Below are 12390 nucleotides of genomic sequence, written 5' to 3'. Positions count from 1 at the left end.
GGCGCCCATCGAAACGCAGCAAACCTTGAAAAGGTGCGGTGTTTCAAGGAGATAGCGAAGCGCAAGCCGCTAGATCCGAACTTTGAGGCCGAGTAGCAAAGTGGTTATGCTCCGGATTGCAAATCCGTCTACGCCGGTTCGATTCCGACCTCGGCCTCCACCATTCGAAAACCCCGCAGATGAAAATTTGCGGGGTTTTTCTTTGTCCGCGCTTATGTTTTGTACTGAATGGTATAAGAGGCATCCGACCTCGGCTCTACCATCACAGGCATGCCGAACAGCTTGCCTTGGCATTCGCTCACGATGCAGCGGTTGACGGCACCCTGCTTAAGCTGGTCCCACAGCCCTTCGTCATGAATCACGATCCGCACGACCTGATTCTCAAGGCTTTGGGCATTCTGAGCAATGTGGTGATCCAGGTCGCAGCCGAAGTCTGCAATAGGTATGTCTATGTCATACCCGATGACAACCCCATGCCGTTTCAGGTCATCCCTGATTCGCTCGATCACGTCTTCTGCTTCTTGTTTGATCATGATGGGTATCTCGCGATTGTTACTCCATCTGAACTTTAGTCGATTCTGGAAGCATTCGTCGTTGATTGGCGCCGCCGACCTCGACACCCACCGCTTCAAAGGCCCCGCCAATAAGGCAGCGGGGCTTTTGAATTGGCTCAAGACTCAGCCATGACTCAGCGACAGATCGCTGATGATGCACACCGAACCATCAGTGGCCGGCGTCGCATCGGTGTAGTCGACCTGGTTGTAGACCCCGCCGTGAAACTCGAACAGGCGCGTGTCCCAGCTGTCATCGAGCTGCAGTCCACTCGATGATCTGGAGACACCGTTGCACCTGGCAGTCACCGTGACCACACCCTCGGAGGTGGCGTGAATGATCACGTCGAATTTCGTACCCAGCGGCACCCCTTGCAGTAAGGCGCTATTCACCGGGTCGGTCTGGTTATAGGACTGGCGAAAGCCCATGGTGATATTGCCCTTGTTCCAGAACACCTTTACCGGCGGGCTGTCATCCCCCCTGACGTGCATCTGGCTGATGACCACCTTCTGCGCGGAATTGACCTTGGTCAGGGTCATCTCCTGGCGGTTCCAGTGGTCCGGGGCGCTGCCCAGCGTCCAGTTTTTGCTTTCCGACCATTCGCAGCGGGTTCTACGGGTGCTCTTGCTCGAAGCGCCCTTGGTCGGTGCCGAGAACTGCACCGACCCATCGCTGAGTACCTGCACGACACTCGGGAACTGAGCAATTGCTTGCGCACCATTGAGCTCAAGCGCGACGGGGTTCGTTGAAGAGACTGCCACTGGGGTAGCGATCGTTAGATTGCTGATGTTTACGGTCATAAATACTCCTGACGATAAAATCATTGGCCTGGCACGATTGCCTTCCATCCGTGATGCGTTCCTCCGCATCCGGCTGGGCACTCGTGAATGCACAGGCGGATGGTTTGGAATTTCAAATTGACTGTATGGATATACAGTAATCCAGAGTTGGTTTTTATCAACCCCTTCGACTGCGTAAAGCGTCATGACAGGTAAGAAGATGGCACAGGTCAGGGGTGATGGACGGGGTAGCTCGAGGGTTTCCTGTGGAGAAGGGCGCTCGTCGGCATGCGAACAGGCAACGAATGCGACAACCTTTCGTACAGGTTTCCAGTGCGGAAAAAGAAAAACCCGCCAACCAGTGGCGGGTCTAAAGAACGTACGGAGCAGGGTCAGAATGCCCAAGTGCTTGTCATGAATTCGTGAAGTTGTCGTAGACGGCGTGTCCACATCCGTCATATGCAAAAAAAAGCCCGCCATGAAGGCGGGCAACGAACGTTTTGAAGGGAGAGATTGCAGCCTGAGGCCGGCCGGTTAAGCCAGCATTAACCGCAATCCCGTTGACCACGCCCCACGATGCGCCTATACAGGCGTGCCAGATTTCCAGGAACCACCATGCGCGACGAAGACGACCTGCACGAACCCGAGCACGATCACCTGCTCGATCACGAATTCCTCTATGAAGACGACGTCCCTGAAGCGGACGCCCAAGGCGCCGAGGACGAAGTCGAGGAAGACGAAGAACTGCTGGATGACCTCGATGACGAAGAGCGTGATCACCCAGCCTGGCACGACGACCTGGACGACTGAATCAGCGCCCGTCGACCGAGAAGCGGCCGGGGCCACTGACTGCCAGCGCCAGCAGGCCGCCGCAGATGCTGAGGTTTTTCAGGAACTGAGTCATGTTGGCGGCGCGCTCCGGGTCGACCATGTTCCAGAACGGGTGGCCCAGCAGCGCGGTACCCAATACGAACAAGGCGAACAGGAAGGCCAGCGGGCGCGTGTAGAAGCCCAGGATCAGCAGGATGCCGACAATGAACTCCATGCACACCGCCACCGCTGCCGCCAGCATCGGTGCGGGGGCGCCAAGGGATGTCATGTAGCCGACCGTGCCTTCGAAGCCGGTGAGCTTGGCCCAGCCGGAAAGCACGAAGAGGATCATCAGCAGCACGCGGGCGATCAGCAGAATGAGGTCGCGTTGACCATCGAACAGGGAGTAGCGCATGGCGGCATACCGGTAGCTGGGGACAAGCTCCACTCTAGCAGTTGCCCAGGGGATTGCTGCCGGGCAGCAAAAAGGCGCCGCAAGGGCGCCTTTTCAACGGAGTTTGGTGCGAGTGGCGGGACTCGAACCCGCAAGGCTCACGCCGACAGATTTTAAGTCTGCTGTGTATACCAATTCCACCACACTCGCACGCTTGAAAGGGTCGTATCGGACCGGCGCGCTTCTAGGCAGAAGGGCCTGACAATCAAGTGCGCTTTATAACCCATTGTTATAGTTGAGTCAAATCGCAGCGCCTATGATCAAAGGAATGAGGGCGTCGATCGAACGGGCAATTGACACCTTGCTGTCATTAGGCCACTGTTGCCCGCCTGTTGGATCCAATGAGCGTTATGCCATGTCCCAGGCCACTTCCTCGTCTAATGCCGGGCGCACTGTCCGTCCTCGGTTGTTCTGGCGCCTGTTGTTCGCACAAGTCATGCTGATGGGGGCCTTTCTGTACCTTAGCCTGATCACCCTCGGTGGCTATCTGTTGATGCTCGGTTTTGATGCCGAACACCCGCAACCACAACGCCTGATGGCGCTGGGAGGTGGCGGCCTGATTCTGCTGGTGGGCCTGTGGCTGCTGAAAGTGGCGATGCCGCGACGAGTCAGCCCGGTATTGGTCGAACCCGAGCCTTGATAGTCTGTTACAGCACGCTGTGGCAGATGTTGTTACAGGTGAGTACGCTTGGCTAAGCTGATCAGGTCCCCCTCCCGCAGTGCCTGTGGAGTTTGCATGGTTTCGGCCGACTGTATCGATCACCCTGTCATACCCGCCAGCCGCTACGAGCAGCTGGTGCAATCGGTGGTGGATTACGCCATCTACATGCTCGACCCCACCGGCCATGTGGTGTCCTGGAATGCAGGCGCACAACGGATCAAGGGCTATCGCGCCGAAGAAGTCATCGGTCGGCACTTCTCGTTGTTTTTCACCCCGCAGGATTGCGCCGAAGGGCGCCCGGAGCGTCTGATCAAGCAGGCTCTTGAGCAGGGCGTAGCGCAGGACGAAGGCTGGCGTGTGCGCAAGGATGGCACGCAGTTCTGGGCCTTGGCCGCGCTTGATGTGATCCGCGACGAACAGGGGCAGATCGTCGGCTTGGCCAAGGTCACCCGTGATATCACCGACAGGCGCGAATCGGCACTGCAGCTCGACGCGGTGCGTGCTCAACTGTTCCAGGCGCAGAAGCTCGAAGCCTTGGGCCAGCTCACCGGAGGCCTGGCGCATGATTTCAACAACCTGCTGACCATCATCATCAGCTCGGCACGCCTGGCGCAGGCCAGCCAAGACCCGGCGCGGCTGCAGCGCATGCTCGAGCATATCCTCGATGCCGGGCAGCGCGGCACCGAGCTGACCCAGCAACTGCTCACCTTCGCCCGGCATCGGCAGCTGGATGTCTCGCTCATCGCCCCGGCCAAGCTGTTGGCATCCACCCTGGGGCTGCTGGAACATGCGCTCCCGCGTGAAATCGTGCTGAAGGAGTATGTGCAGCCCGATCTGCCGCTGATCGAGGTGGATATCGGGCAGTTGCAGATGGTGCTGCTGAACCTTGTGTTCAATGCGCGCGATGCGACAGGCGAGCGGGGCACGATCGACCTGGCGGTGCTTGCAGTCGAGTTGGCGGGCGAAGTGGAGGGGCTACACGGTAAGTTCGTGTGCTTCGAAGTGAATGACAACGGTGACGGTATCGACCCGCTGGTGCTGCCGCGCATCTTCGAGCCGTTCTTCACCACCAAGCCGTTCGGCAAGGGCACCGGCCTTGGCCTCAGCCAGGTCTACGGCTTTGCCAAGCAGAGCAATGGCACCATCAGTGTCGAAAGCACGCCGGGCCAGGGCACATGCATGCGCCTTTATCTGCCGGCCTATCAGCCTGATGCAAGGGCACAAGACAGTAGGTAACCACCATGGTGCAAGCACTCAAGCGGTTGGTCACTGGGATCGAAGGCCTCGATGCACTGCTCAGGGGCGGCTTGGTTGCGGGCGCTTCCTACATCGTTCAAGGCCCCCCGGGAGCGGGCAAGACCATCCTGGCCAACCAGTTGGCCTGCAACCACGTGCGGGGTGGTGGCAGGGTGCTGGTGGCGACCTTGCTCAGTGAATCCCATGAGCGCCTGTTCCAGTACCTGGCAACGCTCGAGTTTTTCGACCCGACCCTGGTCGGTGACCAGATCCAGTTCGTCAGCGCCTTCGATGCCCTCGAACAGGAAGGGCTGGATGCGGTGGTCAAGTTGCTGCGTCAGGAGATCGTCAGGCAGCAAGCGACCCTGCTGATCGTCGATGGGATGCTCAATGCCCGGGTGCGAGCGGAAACGTCACTGGACACCAAGAAGTTCGTTTCGGAGCTGCAAGGGCACGCGGCATTCGCCGGCTGTACCGTGCTGCTGTTGACCAGCGCGCGGCTCGATGAAGGCAGCCCTGAGCACACCATGGTCGATGGCGTGATCGAGTTGGGCGAGCAACTGGTAGGCAGCCGTGCAGTGCGCCATGTACAGCTGCGCAAGACGCGGGGCAGCGGGGCGCTGTCCGGGCGTCACGAGTGCCTGATCGATGCGGCGGGGATGCATGTCTACCCGCGCCTGGAATCACTCCACAGCCATCCCAGCAAGCTCGGTTCGGCCAGCTTGAACCGCATTTCAACGGGCGTTCCGACACTGGATGAGATGCTTGATGGCGGTTTGGCGACGGGCTCGGTCAGCTTGTTGATGGGCCCCTCGGGGATCGGCAAGACTTCGCTGGGCCTGGCGTTTCTGTCGGCAGCCAGCGCCGAGCAGCCGGCACTGCATTTCGGCTTTTACGAAACGCCCGCCAGGTTGCGCCTGAAGGCTGCGTCGCTGGACTACGATTTCGACGCCCTCGAGCGTTCGGGCGCCTTGCACCTGTGCTGGCAACCGACCACTGAAGGTTTGTTGGACCAGGTGGGTGCGCGCCTGCTCGAACGTGTCGAGCAGCAGGGCAGCAAGCGCGTACTGATCGACAGCTTGGGTGCGTTCAGTCGCCTGGCCACCGACCCCGCGCGGCTCAATGCCTTTTTCCGTGCGCTGGCTGGCGAGCTGCGGGCGCGGGATATCAGCGTGATGCTCACGTGGGAGATGCGCGATATCTTCGGCTCGGAAATCACCGCCCCGGCGCCGGACCTGTCGAGCATCGTCGACAACCTCATGCTGATGCGCTTCGTCGAACTGGATTCGCGGTTGCGGCGCATGCTGTCGATCCTGAAGGTACGCGACAGCCATCACGACCCTGCGTTGCACGCGCTGCACATCGGGCCGCAGGGCATCAGTTTGCACAAGGCGTTCGAGGGCGCCAGTGGCGTGCTTTCGGGCTCGCCGGTGCCCCAAGGGCAGGGCTGACGGGGCCTGTCGATGAACACCATCCTGATCGTCGATGACGAGTACTTGATTGCCGATATCCTCGGCTATGCCCTGGAGGACGAAGGCTTTCTCGTGGAAAAAGCGAGCAACGGGCGCAAGGCCCTGGAGGCATTGAAGGAAAAGCGCGTGGAACTGGTGATCACCGACTACATGATGCCAGTGCTCAATGGTGAGGAGCTGGTGCGGGCAATTCGCGACGAACTGAAGCTGCCTGACCTGCCGGTGATCCTCATGAGCGGTGCCCAGGCCAGCCAAGGGCGCCCGGAACTCTTCGCTGCGGTCTTCGACAAGCCATTCGACATGGACAGGATGATCGCGAAGGTGCGCGAGCTGCTCGGCACCTGAGGTTCAGGTTGCGGCGTGCGCCGACCATTCGATCAAGCGCGTCCGTGCGGCTTGAAGCGAGTTGCCAGGTCAGTGTTGATCGTCGTGCTTTTCCGGAGCCGGGCTGCCGGCCTGGATGCGCTTGAAGATTTCTTCACGGTGCACCTGGACATCCTTGGGTGCATCGATGCCAATCCTCACCTGCATCCCTTTTACGCCCAGAATGGTGACTTTGATGTCATCGTTGATGACGATACTTTCGCCAACCTTACGGGTGAGTATCAGCATGTAGTTCTCCTTGGTGATGTAGAAATCCGACAGGCCATTGGGCCGCATCGGTGGGAGCTGGTCCCTCTTCCTTCTCATTAAAGACGCTTTCGGCGGATAGTAATTCCCCGAAAGACAAATTCTGTTGCGTGTCTTTAGTCGCAGGTGCCGAGGTTAATGCTGTCAAGCGATTCGGCGAAGGTGCTCGACGGCAAGAATAGGGGGCTTCGGCCTTTATGGGAAATTTCTCTGCATGATGGGCTAAATAGTCCAGCTCAATCATCGTCTGTTGTTTCCAGGGCTTGCAGAAACAGCAGCAAGGCCACCTCGTCGGCATCCAGCCCCTTGCGTACCCGGCGCCCGGGCAAGTCGGCCAAGCGCCCAAGGGCGTAATGCTCGAGTACGGCGGGGTGGATGTAGCAGCGCCGGCACACCGCCGGGGTGTTGCCCAGGCGTGCGGCCACCTGTTTGACGATGCCGGCAACCTGGCGCCGGGCTTCGCTTTCCGGCTCCCAGGCCAGCGGCCTGAGCAGGCTCAGGGCCAGGCTGCTGCCAGCCCAGGTGCGGTAGTCCTTGGCGGTAAAGTCGGCGCCGGTTAACTGTTGCAGGAACTGGTTGACCTCGCTGGAGCCGATGCTGTGCCGCTGGCCGTCGTCGTCCAGGTACTGAAACAACGCCTGCCCGGGCAGTTCCATGCAGCGCTTGAGCAGGTTGGCCAGGCGCCGGTCACGCAGCGTCACATTGTGCTCCACGCCACGCTTGCCGCGGAACTGGAAGCGCACGGTGCTGCCCTTGACCTGCACGTGTCGGTTGCGCAGGGTGGTTAGCCCATAGGACTGGTTGTCGCGCAAATACCGTTGGTTGCCGATGCGAATCAGGGTGTGATCAAGCAGGCTTACGACCAGCGCCATGACCTTTTCCCGGTCAAGCCCCGGGCGGGCCAAATGCGCTTCGAGCTGTGCGCGCAACTTCGGCAGGGCATGGGCGAAGGCCAGCATGCGACTGTACTTGTGCTGGTCGCGCAGCTCGCGCCATTGCGGGTGATAGCGGTATTGCTTGCGTCCACGGGCATCGACGCCGGTGGCCTGCAGGTGACCCTGTGGGTCGGCGCAAATCCACACATCGGTGTAGGCCGGCGGGATCACCAGCGCAGCGATGCGCGCCAGGGTTTCGCTGTCGCGAATGCGCTGCCCCTGGGCGTCGAGGTAGATGAAACGGTCGCGCCAGCGGCGTCGGGTCAGGCCCGGCTGGCTGTCGTCGACGTAGTGCAGGCTGGGTGGCAGAGGGCATTCAAGCATCGGCGGCAGGTCTCGATCAGGTCACTGATCAATGGACAACAGCCGCTTCGATGATGCTCAGCCCAACAGTGCCACTGACTTGATCTGCGCGAACAGCGCCTGGCCCGGGTGCAGGCCGAGTTGGTCTGCCGAGTACCGGGTGATGCGCGCCAGCAAGGCATTGCCACCGGCATCCAGGCTAACCAGCACGTGCGCCGGGTTGTCCGCCGGGCGCGTTTCGCGCACCCGCACCGGCAGGCGATTGAGGATGCTCGAGGTACTGTCGGCACGCAGCGCCAGGCTCACATCCCGGGCCTGGACCTTGACCCGCAAGGTGCTGCCCATGCTGTGCGCCGGGTGGGCGATGCGCAGCAACAGCGCGTCGCTGCCGGACAGCCGCAGGTCAAGCAGGTCGTAGTGCGGATCGTGGCCGACGACCATGCCCTCGAATACCACCCCGGCGTCCTCACCCTGGGCCAGTGACAGGTCGAGGCGCGCCAAGGTCTCGCCGATCGGCCCGCTGGCCATGGCCCGGCCTTGCTCCAGCAGCACCAGGTGGTCGGCCAGGCGTGCCACTTCGTCCTGGGCATGGCTGACATACACCAGCGGGATGTCCAGTTGCTCGTGCAGGCGTTCGAGGTACGGCAGGATCTCGCGCTTGCGTGGCCCGTCCAATGCGGCCAACGGTTCGTCCATCAACAACAGCCGCGGGCTGCTGAGCAATGCGCGGGCAATGCCGACCCGTTGTGCTTCGCCGCCCGACAACGTGGCCGGTTTGCGGGCGAGCAGGTGGCCGATGCCCAGGAGTTCGGTCGCTTGGTCGAGGCTCACCTTACGCTCGGCCGCAGCGACGCGCCGCCAGCCAAATTCCAGGTTGCCGCGCACCGACAGGTGCGCGAACAGGCTGGCCTCCTGGAATACGTAGCCCACCGGGCGCAAATGGGGTGCCAGGAAGTGGCCACGGGCGCTGTCTTCCCAGACCTCGCCGTTGATCTCGATATACGCGCTGGCCGCCCGCTCCAGGCCGGCCAGGCAACGCAGGCACGAGGTCTTGCCCGAGCCTGAGTGGCCGAACAGCGCGCTGATACCGCGGCCAGGCAGGTTGAGGTCGACGTCCAGGGTGAAGTCGTCGCGCGCCAGCTTCAGGCGCACCACAATCGATCCGCTCATGTCAGCTCCAGCCAGCTTTGCTACGGCGCCCGGCGTAGAGCAGGAGCAGTACCAGGAACGCAAACACCAGCATGGCGCCAGCCAGCCAGTGGGCTTGCGAATATGCCATGGCTTCGACGTGATCGAAGATCTGCACCGAGACCACGCGGGTCTTGTCGGGGATGTTGCCACCGATCATCAGCACCACGCCGAACTCGCCCACAGTATGGGCAAAGCCGAGGATGCTGGCAGTAACGAAGCCGGGGCGAGCCAGCGGCAGCACTACGTGGACGAAGGTGTCCCAGGGGCTGGCGCGCAGGGTCGCGGCCACCTCCAGGGGGCGCTGGCCGATGGCGCCGAAGGCGTTCTGCAGCGGCTGCACCACGAAGGGCATGGAATACACCACCGAGCCGATCACCAGGCCCGTGAAACTGAACACCACGGTACCCAGGCCCATGGCCTGGGTAGCCTGGCCGAGCCAGCCGTGCGGGCCCAGGGCGATCAGCAGGTAAAAGCCGATCACCGTCGGTGGCAACACCAGTGGCAACGCCACCACCGCGCCCACCGGCCCGCGCAGCCACGAGCGCGTGCGCGCCAGCCACCAGGCGATGGGCGTTCCGACGATCAGCAGGATCAGCGTGGTCAGGCTGGCCAGTTTGATGGTCAGCCAGACCGCGCCGAGGTCACTGGCGTCCAGTGGCATCAGATTTCATAACCGTAGGACTTGATCACCGCTGCGGCTTTCGGGCCTTTCAGGTAGTCGACAAGCGCTTTGGCAGCCGGGTTGTCCTTGCCTTTGTTGAGGATGACCGCATCCTGCAGGATCGGCTCGTGCAAGTTGGCCGGAACGATCCAGGCCGAACCGCTTTCGACCTTGCCGTCCTTGTAGATCTGCGACAGGGCGACGAAGCCCAGTTCGGCGTTGCCGGTGGAGACGAACTGGTAGGCCTGGGTGATGTTCTGGCCTTCGACGATCTTGGCCTTGGTGGCCTCGGTCAGCTTCAGGTTGTCCAGCACCTGGGTGGCGGCCAGGCCGTAAGGGGCGGCTTTCGGGTTGGCGATGGACAGGTGCTGGAACTGGTTGTTCTTCAGCACTTCACCCTTGTCATCCACATAGCCCGGCTTGGCCGACCACAGGGCCAGGGTGCCGGTGGCGTAGGTGAAGCGCGAGCCCGGGACGATTTCCTTTTCCTCTTCCAGCTTTTTCGGGGTGCTGTCATCGGCAGCGAGGAACACTTCAAACGGCGCGCCGTTCTTGATCTGCGCGTAGAACTGCCCGGTGGCGCCATAGGCGGCGACCAGCTTGTAGCCGGTGTCTTTCTCGAAGTCCTTGGCAATGGCCTGGATGGGCGCTGTGAAGTTCGCCGCGACCGCCACCTGCACCTCGTCGGCCCAGGCGCTGTTGAAGGAGATCAGGCTCGCCAGGGCAGTGGCGGCCAGGTGGGACAGGCGAATACGCATGAAGACAGCTCCTTGAGGTGGTTATCGTTATGGTGTGAACTATATAGCGATAGGCCATTTGTCGGGAAGGGGCTGAAGGAAGGGTTATGGCCTGAGGAAATTATGTTGGCTGTGCAGGCCTCTTCGCGGGCAAGCCCGCTCCCACAGGAATTTCACAGGCCTCAAGGCATGCACAGCACCTGTGGGAGCGGGCATGCCCGCGAAGAAGCAGACGCGGATTCAAGACCCTAACGGGTGATCCGCGCCAGGGCCTTTTCGGCAATCTCCCGGGTCAGCTGCTCAGCCGGCATAGGCCGCCCCAGGCGCAACGCCTGCCCCGACCACAGGTTGCTGAAATCACTGTTGCCCTGCGCATCGGTAATTGCCCGCAGCGGCATCAAGGCCCCACCGGCCAAGGGAAAGCGTGGGGCCAGATCGCTCATCGGCCCCAGCTCGCGCATGATGCGGTTGTTGATGCCGCGCGCCGGGCGCCCGGTGAACAGGTTGGTCAATGCCGTGTCACTGGCCTGTGCCGTGTCCAATGCACGGCGGTGGGCGGGAGAGACCTTGGCCTCCGGGCAGAACAGGTAGGCCGTGCCGATCTGCACGGCGCTGGCGCCCAGGGCCAGGGCCGCCACCAGGCCGCGGTGGTCGCCGATGCCACCGGCGGCGATCACCGGCAGGTGCACGGCATCGGCAATTTGGGGCACCAGGGCGAAGGTGCCGATCTGGCTGGTGATGTCGTCGCTGAGGAACATGCCGCGATGGCCGCCGGCTTCATAGCCCATAGCGATGATCGCATCGCAGCCATTGGCTTCGAGCCACAGTGCTTCCTCCACCGTGGTGGCACTGGATAGCACCTTGGCACCGCTGGCCTTGACCCGCTGCAGCAGTGCAGCTTGCGGCAGGCCAAAGTGGAAACTCACCACGTCCGGGCGCATCTGCTCGACCAGCACGCAGCTCTGTTCATCGAAGGGTGCACGGTTGGAAACCGGCGTAGGTGCTGCGAAGTCGGCGCCCACTTCGGCGTAGTACGCTTCAAGTGCCTGCTTCCAGCGGGCATCGCGCTCGGGGTCGGGCGCTGGCGGCTGGTGGCAGAAGAAGTTCAAGTTCAGCGGCTGGCCAGGGCAGGCCGTGCGGAACGCTTCGATCTCGCCACGCACCTGGTCGCCCGTGAGCATGGCGCAGGGCAGGGCGCCCAGCCCACCCGCCCTGGCCACCGCTATCGCCATGGCCGAGCCGCTGGCGCCGGCCATTGGCGCCTGGAGAATGGGCAACTCGATGCCCAGCAGATCGAGAATACGACGGTCGGGCCAGTTGCTCATGCGCTGCTCCTTGTCGCGGGTGCCTTACAGTGCTTTGCTCACCTGGATGTCGGTGACCTTCTCAGCGTCTTCGCCGTGGATCTTGCGCAAGGCTTCGATGGCCTGTTCGTGCGAGGCGTCGGCCATCACTGCGAAGTCCCAGCGGCGCTGGCCGTCGAGTTTGTACTTGATGACGTATTTGATGTTCTGGGTCATGACAGTTTTATCTGAGTTTTGAAGATGAACGGCGGATGATCTTGATCTTGTGGCTCAAGGTCGGCTTGCGTGTCACCGAGATCGGCCGTGTGGTCACGGTATCGATGGTGATGTTCCAGAAACCCGTGCTCGGCACGGTAATCTTGGCCGGGAAGTCTACGAACTGGCCACCGTGGTAGGTGTGCCGGCCGCCGTTTTTGAAGCTGCGGAAGTTGGCGTCGTTCATCAGGCGGATGTTGCAGCGCTGGGAGCACTCGATGACGACGATATCGTCCTCGTTGAGGTGCTCGCGCTGGTGTACGAATTTCATGGGGTGCTCCGCAAAGATTGGTTCTGCAAAGGCGAACGATACCACGATGTCGGCATGCGCTGCCGCGCCTGATGGCACTTGGCAGATAAAGCGGCACAAGCGCGGAGCAAAACCGCTTGGCTGTTGTCCTACGCTTTCT

General features: G+C 61.7%; 16 protein-coding genes and 2 tRNA genes. 6 read left to right on the top strand and 12 right to left on the bottom strand.

What is annotated here, in order from left to right:
* The first annotated feature begins 86 nt into the window (after positions 1-86).
* Positions 87-160: transfer RNA gene (locus tag APH28_RS27085), tRNA-Cys, on the top strand.
* Positions 161-212: 52 nt separating this feature from the next.
* On the opposite strand, the gene APH28_RS27080 is transcribed toward APH28_RS27085, so the two are convergent.
* On the bottom strand, positions 213-533 hold the full coding sequence (locus tag APH28_RS27080; RefSeq protein ID WP_060513480.1) for a hypothetical protein: 321 nt from the start codon (positions 531-533) through the stop codon (positions 213-215).
* Positions 534-677: 144 nt separating this feature from the next.
* On the bottom strand, positions 678-1352 hold the full coding sequence (locus APH28_RS27075; protein WP_060513479.1) for a polysaccharide lyase family 7 protein: 675 nt from the start codon (positions 1350-1352) through the stop codon (positions 678-680).
* Positions 1353-1946: 594 nt separating this feature from the next.
* Here APH28_RS27075 and APH28_RS27070 point away from each other — a divergent pair.
* Positions 1947-2141, top strand: a complete 195-nt coding sequence (locus APH28_RS27070) for a hypothetical protein (RefSeq protein WP_060513478.1) — start codon at positions 1947-1949, stop codon at positions 2139-2141.
* A 1-nt stretch (position 2142) separates the two neighbouring features.
* Here the strand turns inward: APH28_RS27070 and APH28_RS27065 are convergent, their stop codons facing one another.
* The gene (locus APH28_RS27065) at positions 2143-2556 is read right to left on the bottom strand and encodes a DoxX family protein (RefSeq protein WP_060513477.1); all 414 of its coding nucleotides are present in this window, start codon (positions 2554-2556) and stop codon (positions 2143-2145) included.
* 104 nt (positions 2557-2660) lie between these two features.
* Positions 2661-2745: transfer RNA gene (locus APH28_RS27060), tRNA-Leu, on the bottom strand.
* A 205-nt stretch (positions 2746-2950) separates the two neighbouring features.
* Between APH28_RS27060 and APH28_RS27055 the strand changes: the two genes are divergently transcribed.
* From APH28_RS27055 to APH28_RS27040, 4 genes are all read left to right on the top strand, one after another.
* Complete coding sequence (locus APH28_RS27055; protein WP_060513476.1) at positions 2951-3235, top strand: hypothetical protein; 285 nt, start codon at positions 2951-2953, stop codon at positions 3233-3235.
* 96 nt (positions 3236-3331) lie between these two features.
* Complete coding sequence (locus APH28_RS27050) at positions 3332-4492, top strand: nitrogen regulation protein NR(II) (RefSeq protein WP_060513475.1); 1161 nt, start codon at positions 3332-3334, stop codon at positions 4490-4492.
* A gap of 5 nt (positions 4493-4497) precedes the next feature.
* On the top strand, positions 4498-5943 hold the full coding sequence (locus tag APH28_RS27045; protein WP_060513474.1) for an ATPase domain-containing protein: 1446 nt from the start codon (positions 4498-4500) through the stop codon (positions 5941-5943).
* Positions 5944-5955: 12 nt separating this feature from the next.
* Positions 5956-6309: a response regulator gene (locus tag APH28_RS27040; protein ID WP_060513473.1), complete on the top strand. Its 354-nt coding sequence runs from the start codon at positions 5956-5958 to the stop codon at positions 6307-6309.
* A gap of 69 nt (positions 6310-6378) precedes the next feature.
* Here the strand turns inward: APH28_RS27040 and csrA are convergent, their stop codons facing one another.
* From csrA to APH28_RS27005, 8 genes are all read right to left on the bottom strand, one after another.
* Positions 6379-6576: a carbon storage regulator CsrA gene (csrA, locus tag APH28_RS27035; RefSeq protein WP_012315047.1), complete on the bottom strand. Its 198-nt coding sequence runs from the start codon at positions 6574-6576 to the stop codon at positions 6379-6381.
* Positions 6577-6830: 254 nt separating this feature from the next.
* Positions 6831-7853: a DNA topoisomerase IB gene (locus APH28_RS27030; RefSeq protein ID WP_060513472.1), complete on the bottom strand. Its 1023-nt coding sequence runs from the start codon at positions 7851-7853 to the stop codon at positions 6831-6833.
* A 57-nt stretch (positions 7854-7910) separates the two neighbouring features.
* Complete coding sequence (gene modC / locus APH28_RS27025) at positions 7911-9002, bottom strand: molybdenum ABC transporter ATP-binding protein (RefSeq protein WP_060513471.1); 1092 nt, start codon at positions 9000-9002, stop codon at positions 7911-7913.
* Position 9003: 1 nt separating this feature from the next.
* On the bottom strand, positions 9004-9684 hold the full coding sequence (gene modB / locus APH28_RS27020) for a molybdate ABC transporter permease subunit (RefSeq protein WP_060513470.1): 681 nt from the start codon (positions 9682-9684) through the stop codon (positions 9004-9006).
* A complete protein-coding gene (gene modA / locus APH28_RS27015; protein ID WP_060513469.1) occupies positions 9684-10442 on the bottom strand; it encodes a molybdate ABC transporter substrate-binding protein in 759 nt (252 codons plus the stop codon). The genes modB and modA overlap by 1 nt, the downstream gene beginning before the upstream one ends.
* Before the next feature lie 227 nt (positions 10443-10669).
* Positions 10670-11746: a nitronate monooxygenase family protein gene (locus APH28_RS27010; protein ID WP_060513468.1), complete on the bottom strand. Its 1077-nt coding sequence runs from the start codon at positions 11744-11746 to the stop codon at positions 10670-10672.
* Positions 11747-11770: 24 nt separating this feature from the next.
* Positions 11771-11941: a hypothetical protein gene (locus APH28_RS28955; RefSeq protein ID WP_177334305.1), complete on the bottom strand. Its 171-nt coding sequence runs from the start codon at positions 11939-11941 to the stop codon at positions 11771-11773.
* 7 nt (positions 11942-11948) lie between these two features.
* The gene (locus tag APH28_RS27005; protein ID WP_016487931.1) at positions 11949-12251 is read right to left on the bottom strand and encodes a DUF1883 domain-containing protein; all 303 of its coding nucleotides are present in this window, start codon (positions 12249-12251) and stop codon (positions 11949-11951) included.
* Positions 12252-12390 lie beyond the last annotated feature (139 nt).

Source organism: Pseudomonas sp. NBRC 111124 (assembly GCF_001320245.1).
GTDB lineage: Bacteria > Pseudomonadota > Gammaproteobacteria > Pseudomonadales > Pseudomonadaceae > Aquipseudomonas.
Note: the sequence above shows the minus strand (reverse complement) of the source record. Positions and strands in the feature narration are given on the sequence as shown.

Bases quoted from the DNA above. Each gene is read 5' to 3' on its own strand.
- APH28_RS27080 (WP_060513480.1), bottom strand. From the start codon at position 533: ATGATCAAACAAGAAGCAGAAGACGTGATCGAGCGAATCAGGGATGAC.
- APH28_RS27075 (WP_060513479.1), bottom strand. From the start codon at position 1,352: ATGACCGTAAACATCAGCAATCTAACGATCGCTACCCCAGTGGCAGTC.
- APH28_RS27070 (WP_060513478.1), top strand. From the start codon at position 1,947: ATGCGCGACGAAGACGACCTGCACGAACCCGAGCACGATCACCTGCTC.
- APH28_RS27065 (WP_060513477.1), bottom strand. From the start codon at position 2,556: ATGCGCTACTCCCTGTTCGATGGTCAACGCGACCTCATTCTGCTGATC.
- APH28_RS27055 (WP_060513476.1), top strand. From the start codon at position 2,951: ATGTCCCAGGCCACTTCCTCGTCTAATGCCGGGCGCACTGTCCGTCCT.
- APH28_RS27050 (WP_060513475.1), top strand. From the start codon at position 3,332: ATGGTTTCGGCCGACTGTATCGATCACCCTGTCATACCCGCCAGCCGC.
- APH28_RS27045 (WP_060513474.1), top strand. From the start codon at position 4,498: ATGGTGCAAGCACTCAAGCGGTTGGTCACTGGGATCGAAGGCCTCGAT.
- APH28_RS27040 (WP_060513473.1), top strand. From the start codon at position 5,956: ATGAACACCATCCTGATCGTCGATGACGAGTACTTGATTGCCGATATC.
- csrA (WP_012315047.1), bottom strand. From the start codon at position 6,576: ATGCTGATACTCACCCGTAAGGTTGGCGAAAGTATCGTCATCAACGAT.
- APH28_RS27030 (WP_060513472.1), bottom strand. From the start codon at position 7,853: ATGCTTGAATGCCCTCTGCCACCCAGCCTGCACTACGTCGACGACAGC.
- modC (WP_060513471.1), bottom strand. From the start codon at position 9,002: ATGAGCGGATCGATTGTGGTGCGCCTGAAGCTGGCGCGCGACGACTTC.
- modB (WP_060513470.1), bottom strand. From the start codon at position 9,684: ATGCCACTGGACGCCAGTGACCTCGGCGCGGTCTGGCTGACCATCAAA.
- modA (WP_060513469.1), bottom strand. From the start codon at position 10,442: ATGCGTATTCGCCTGTCCCACCTGGCCGCCACTGCCCTGGCGAGCCTG.
- APH28_RS27010 (WP_060513468.1), bottom strand. From the start codon at position 11,746: ATGAGCAACTGGCCCGACCGTCGTATTCTCGATCTGCTGGGCATCGAG.
- APH28_RS28955 (WP_177334305.1), bottom strand. From the start codon at position 11,941: ATGACCCAGAACATCAAATACGTCATCAAGTACAAACTCGACGGCCAG.
- APH28_RS27005 (WP_016487931.1), bottom strand. From the start codon at position 12,251: ATGAAATTCGTACACCAGCGCGAGCACCTCAACGAGGACGATATCGTC.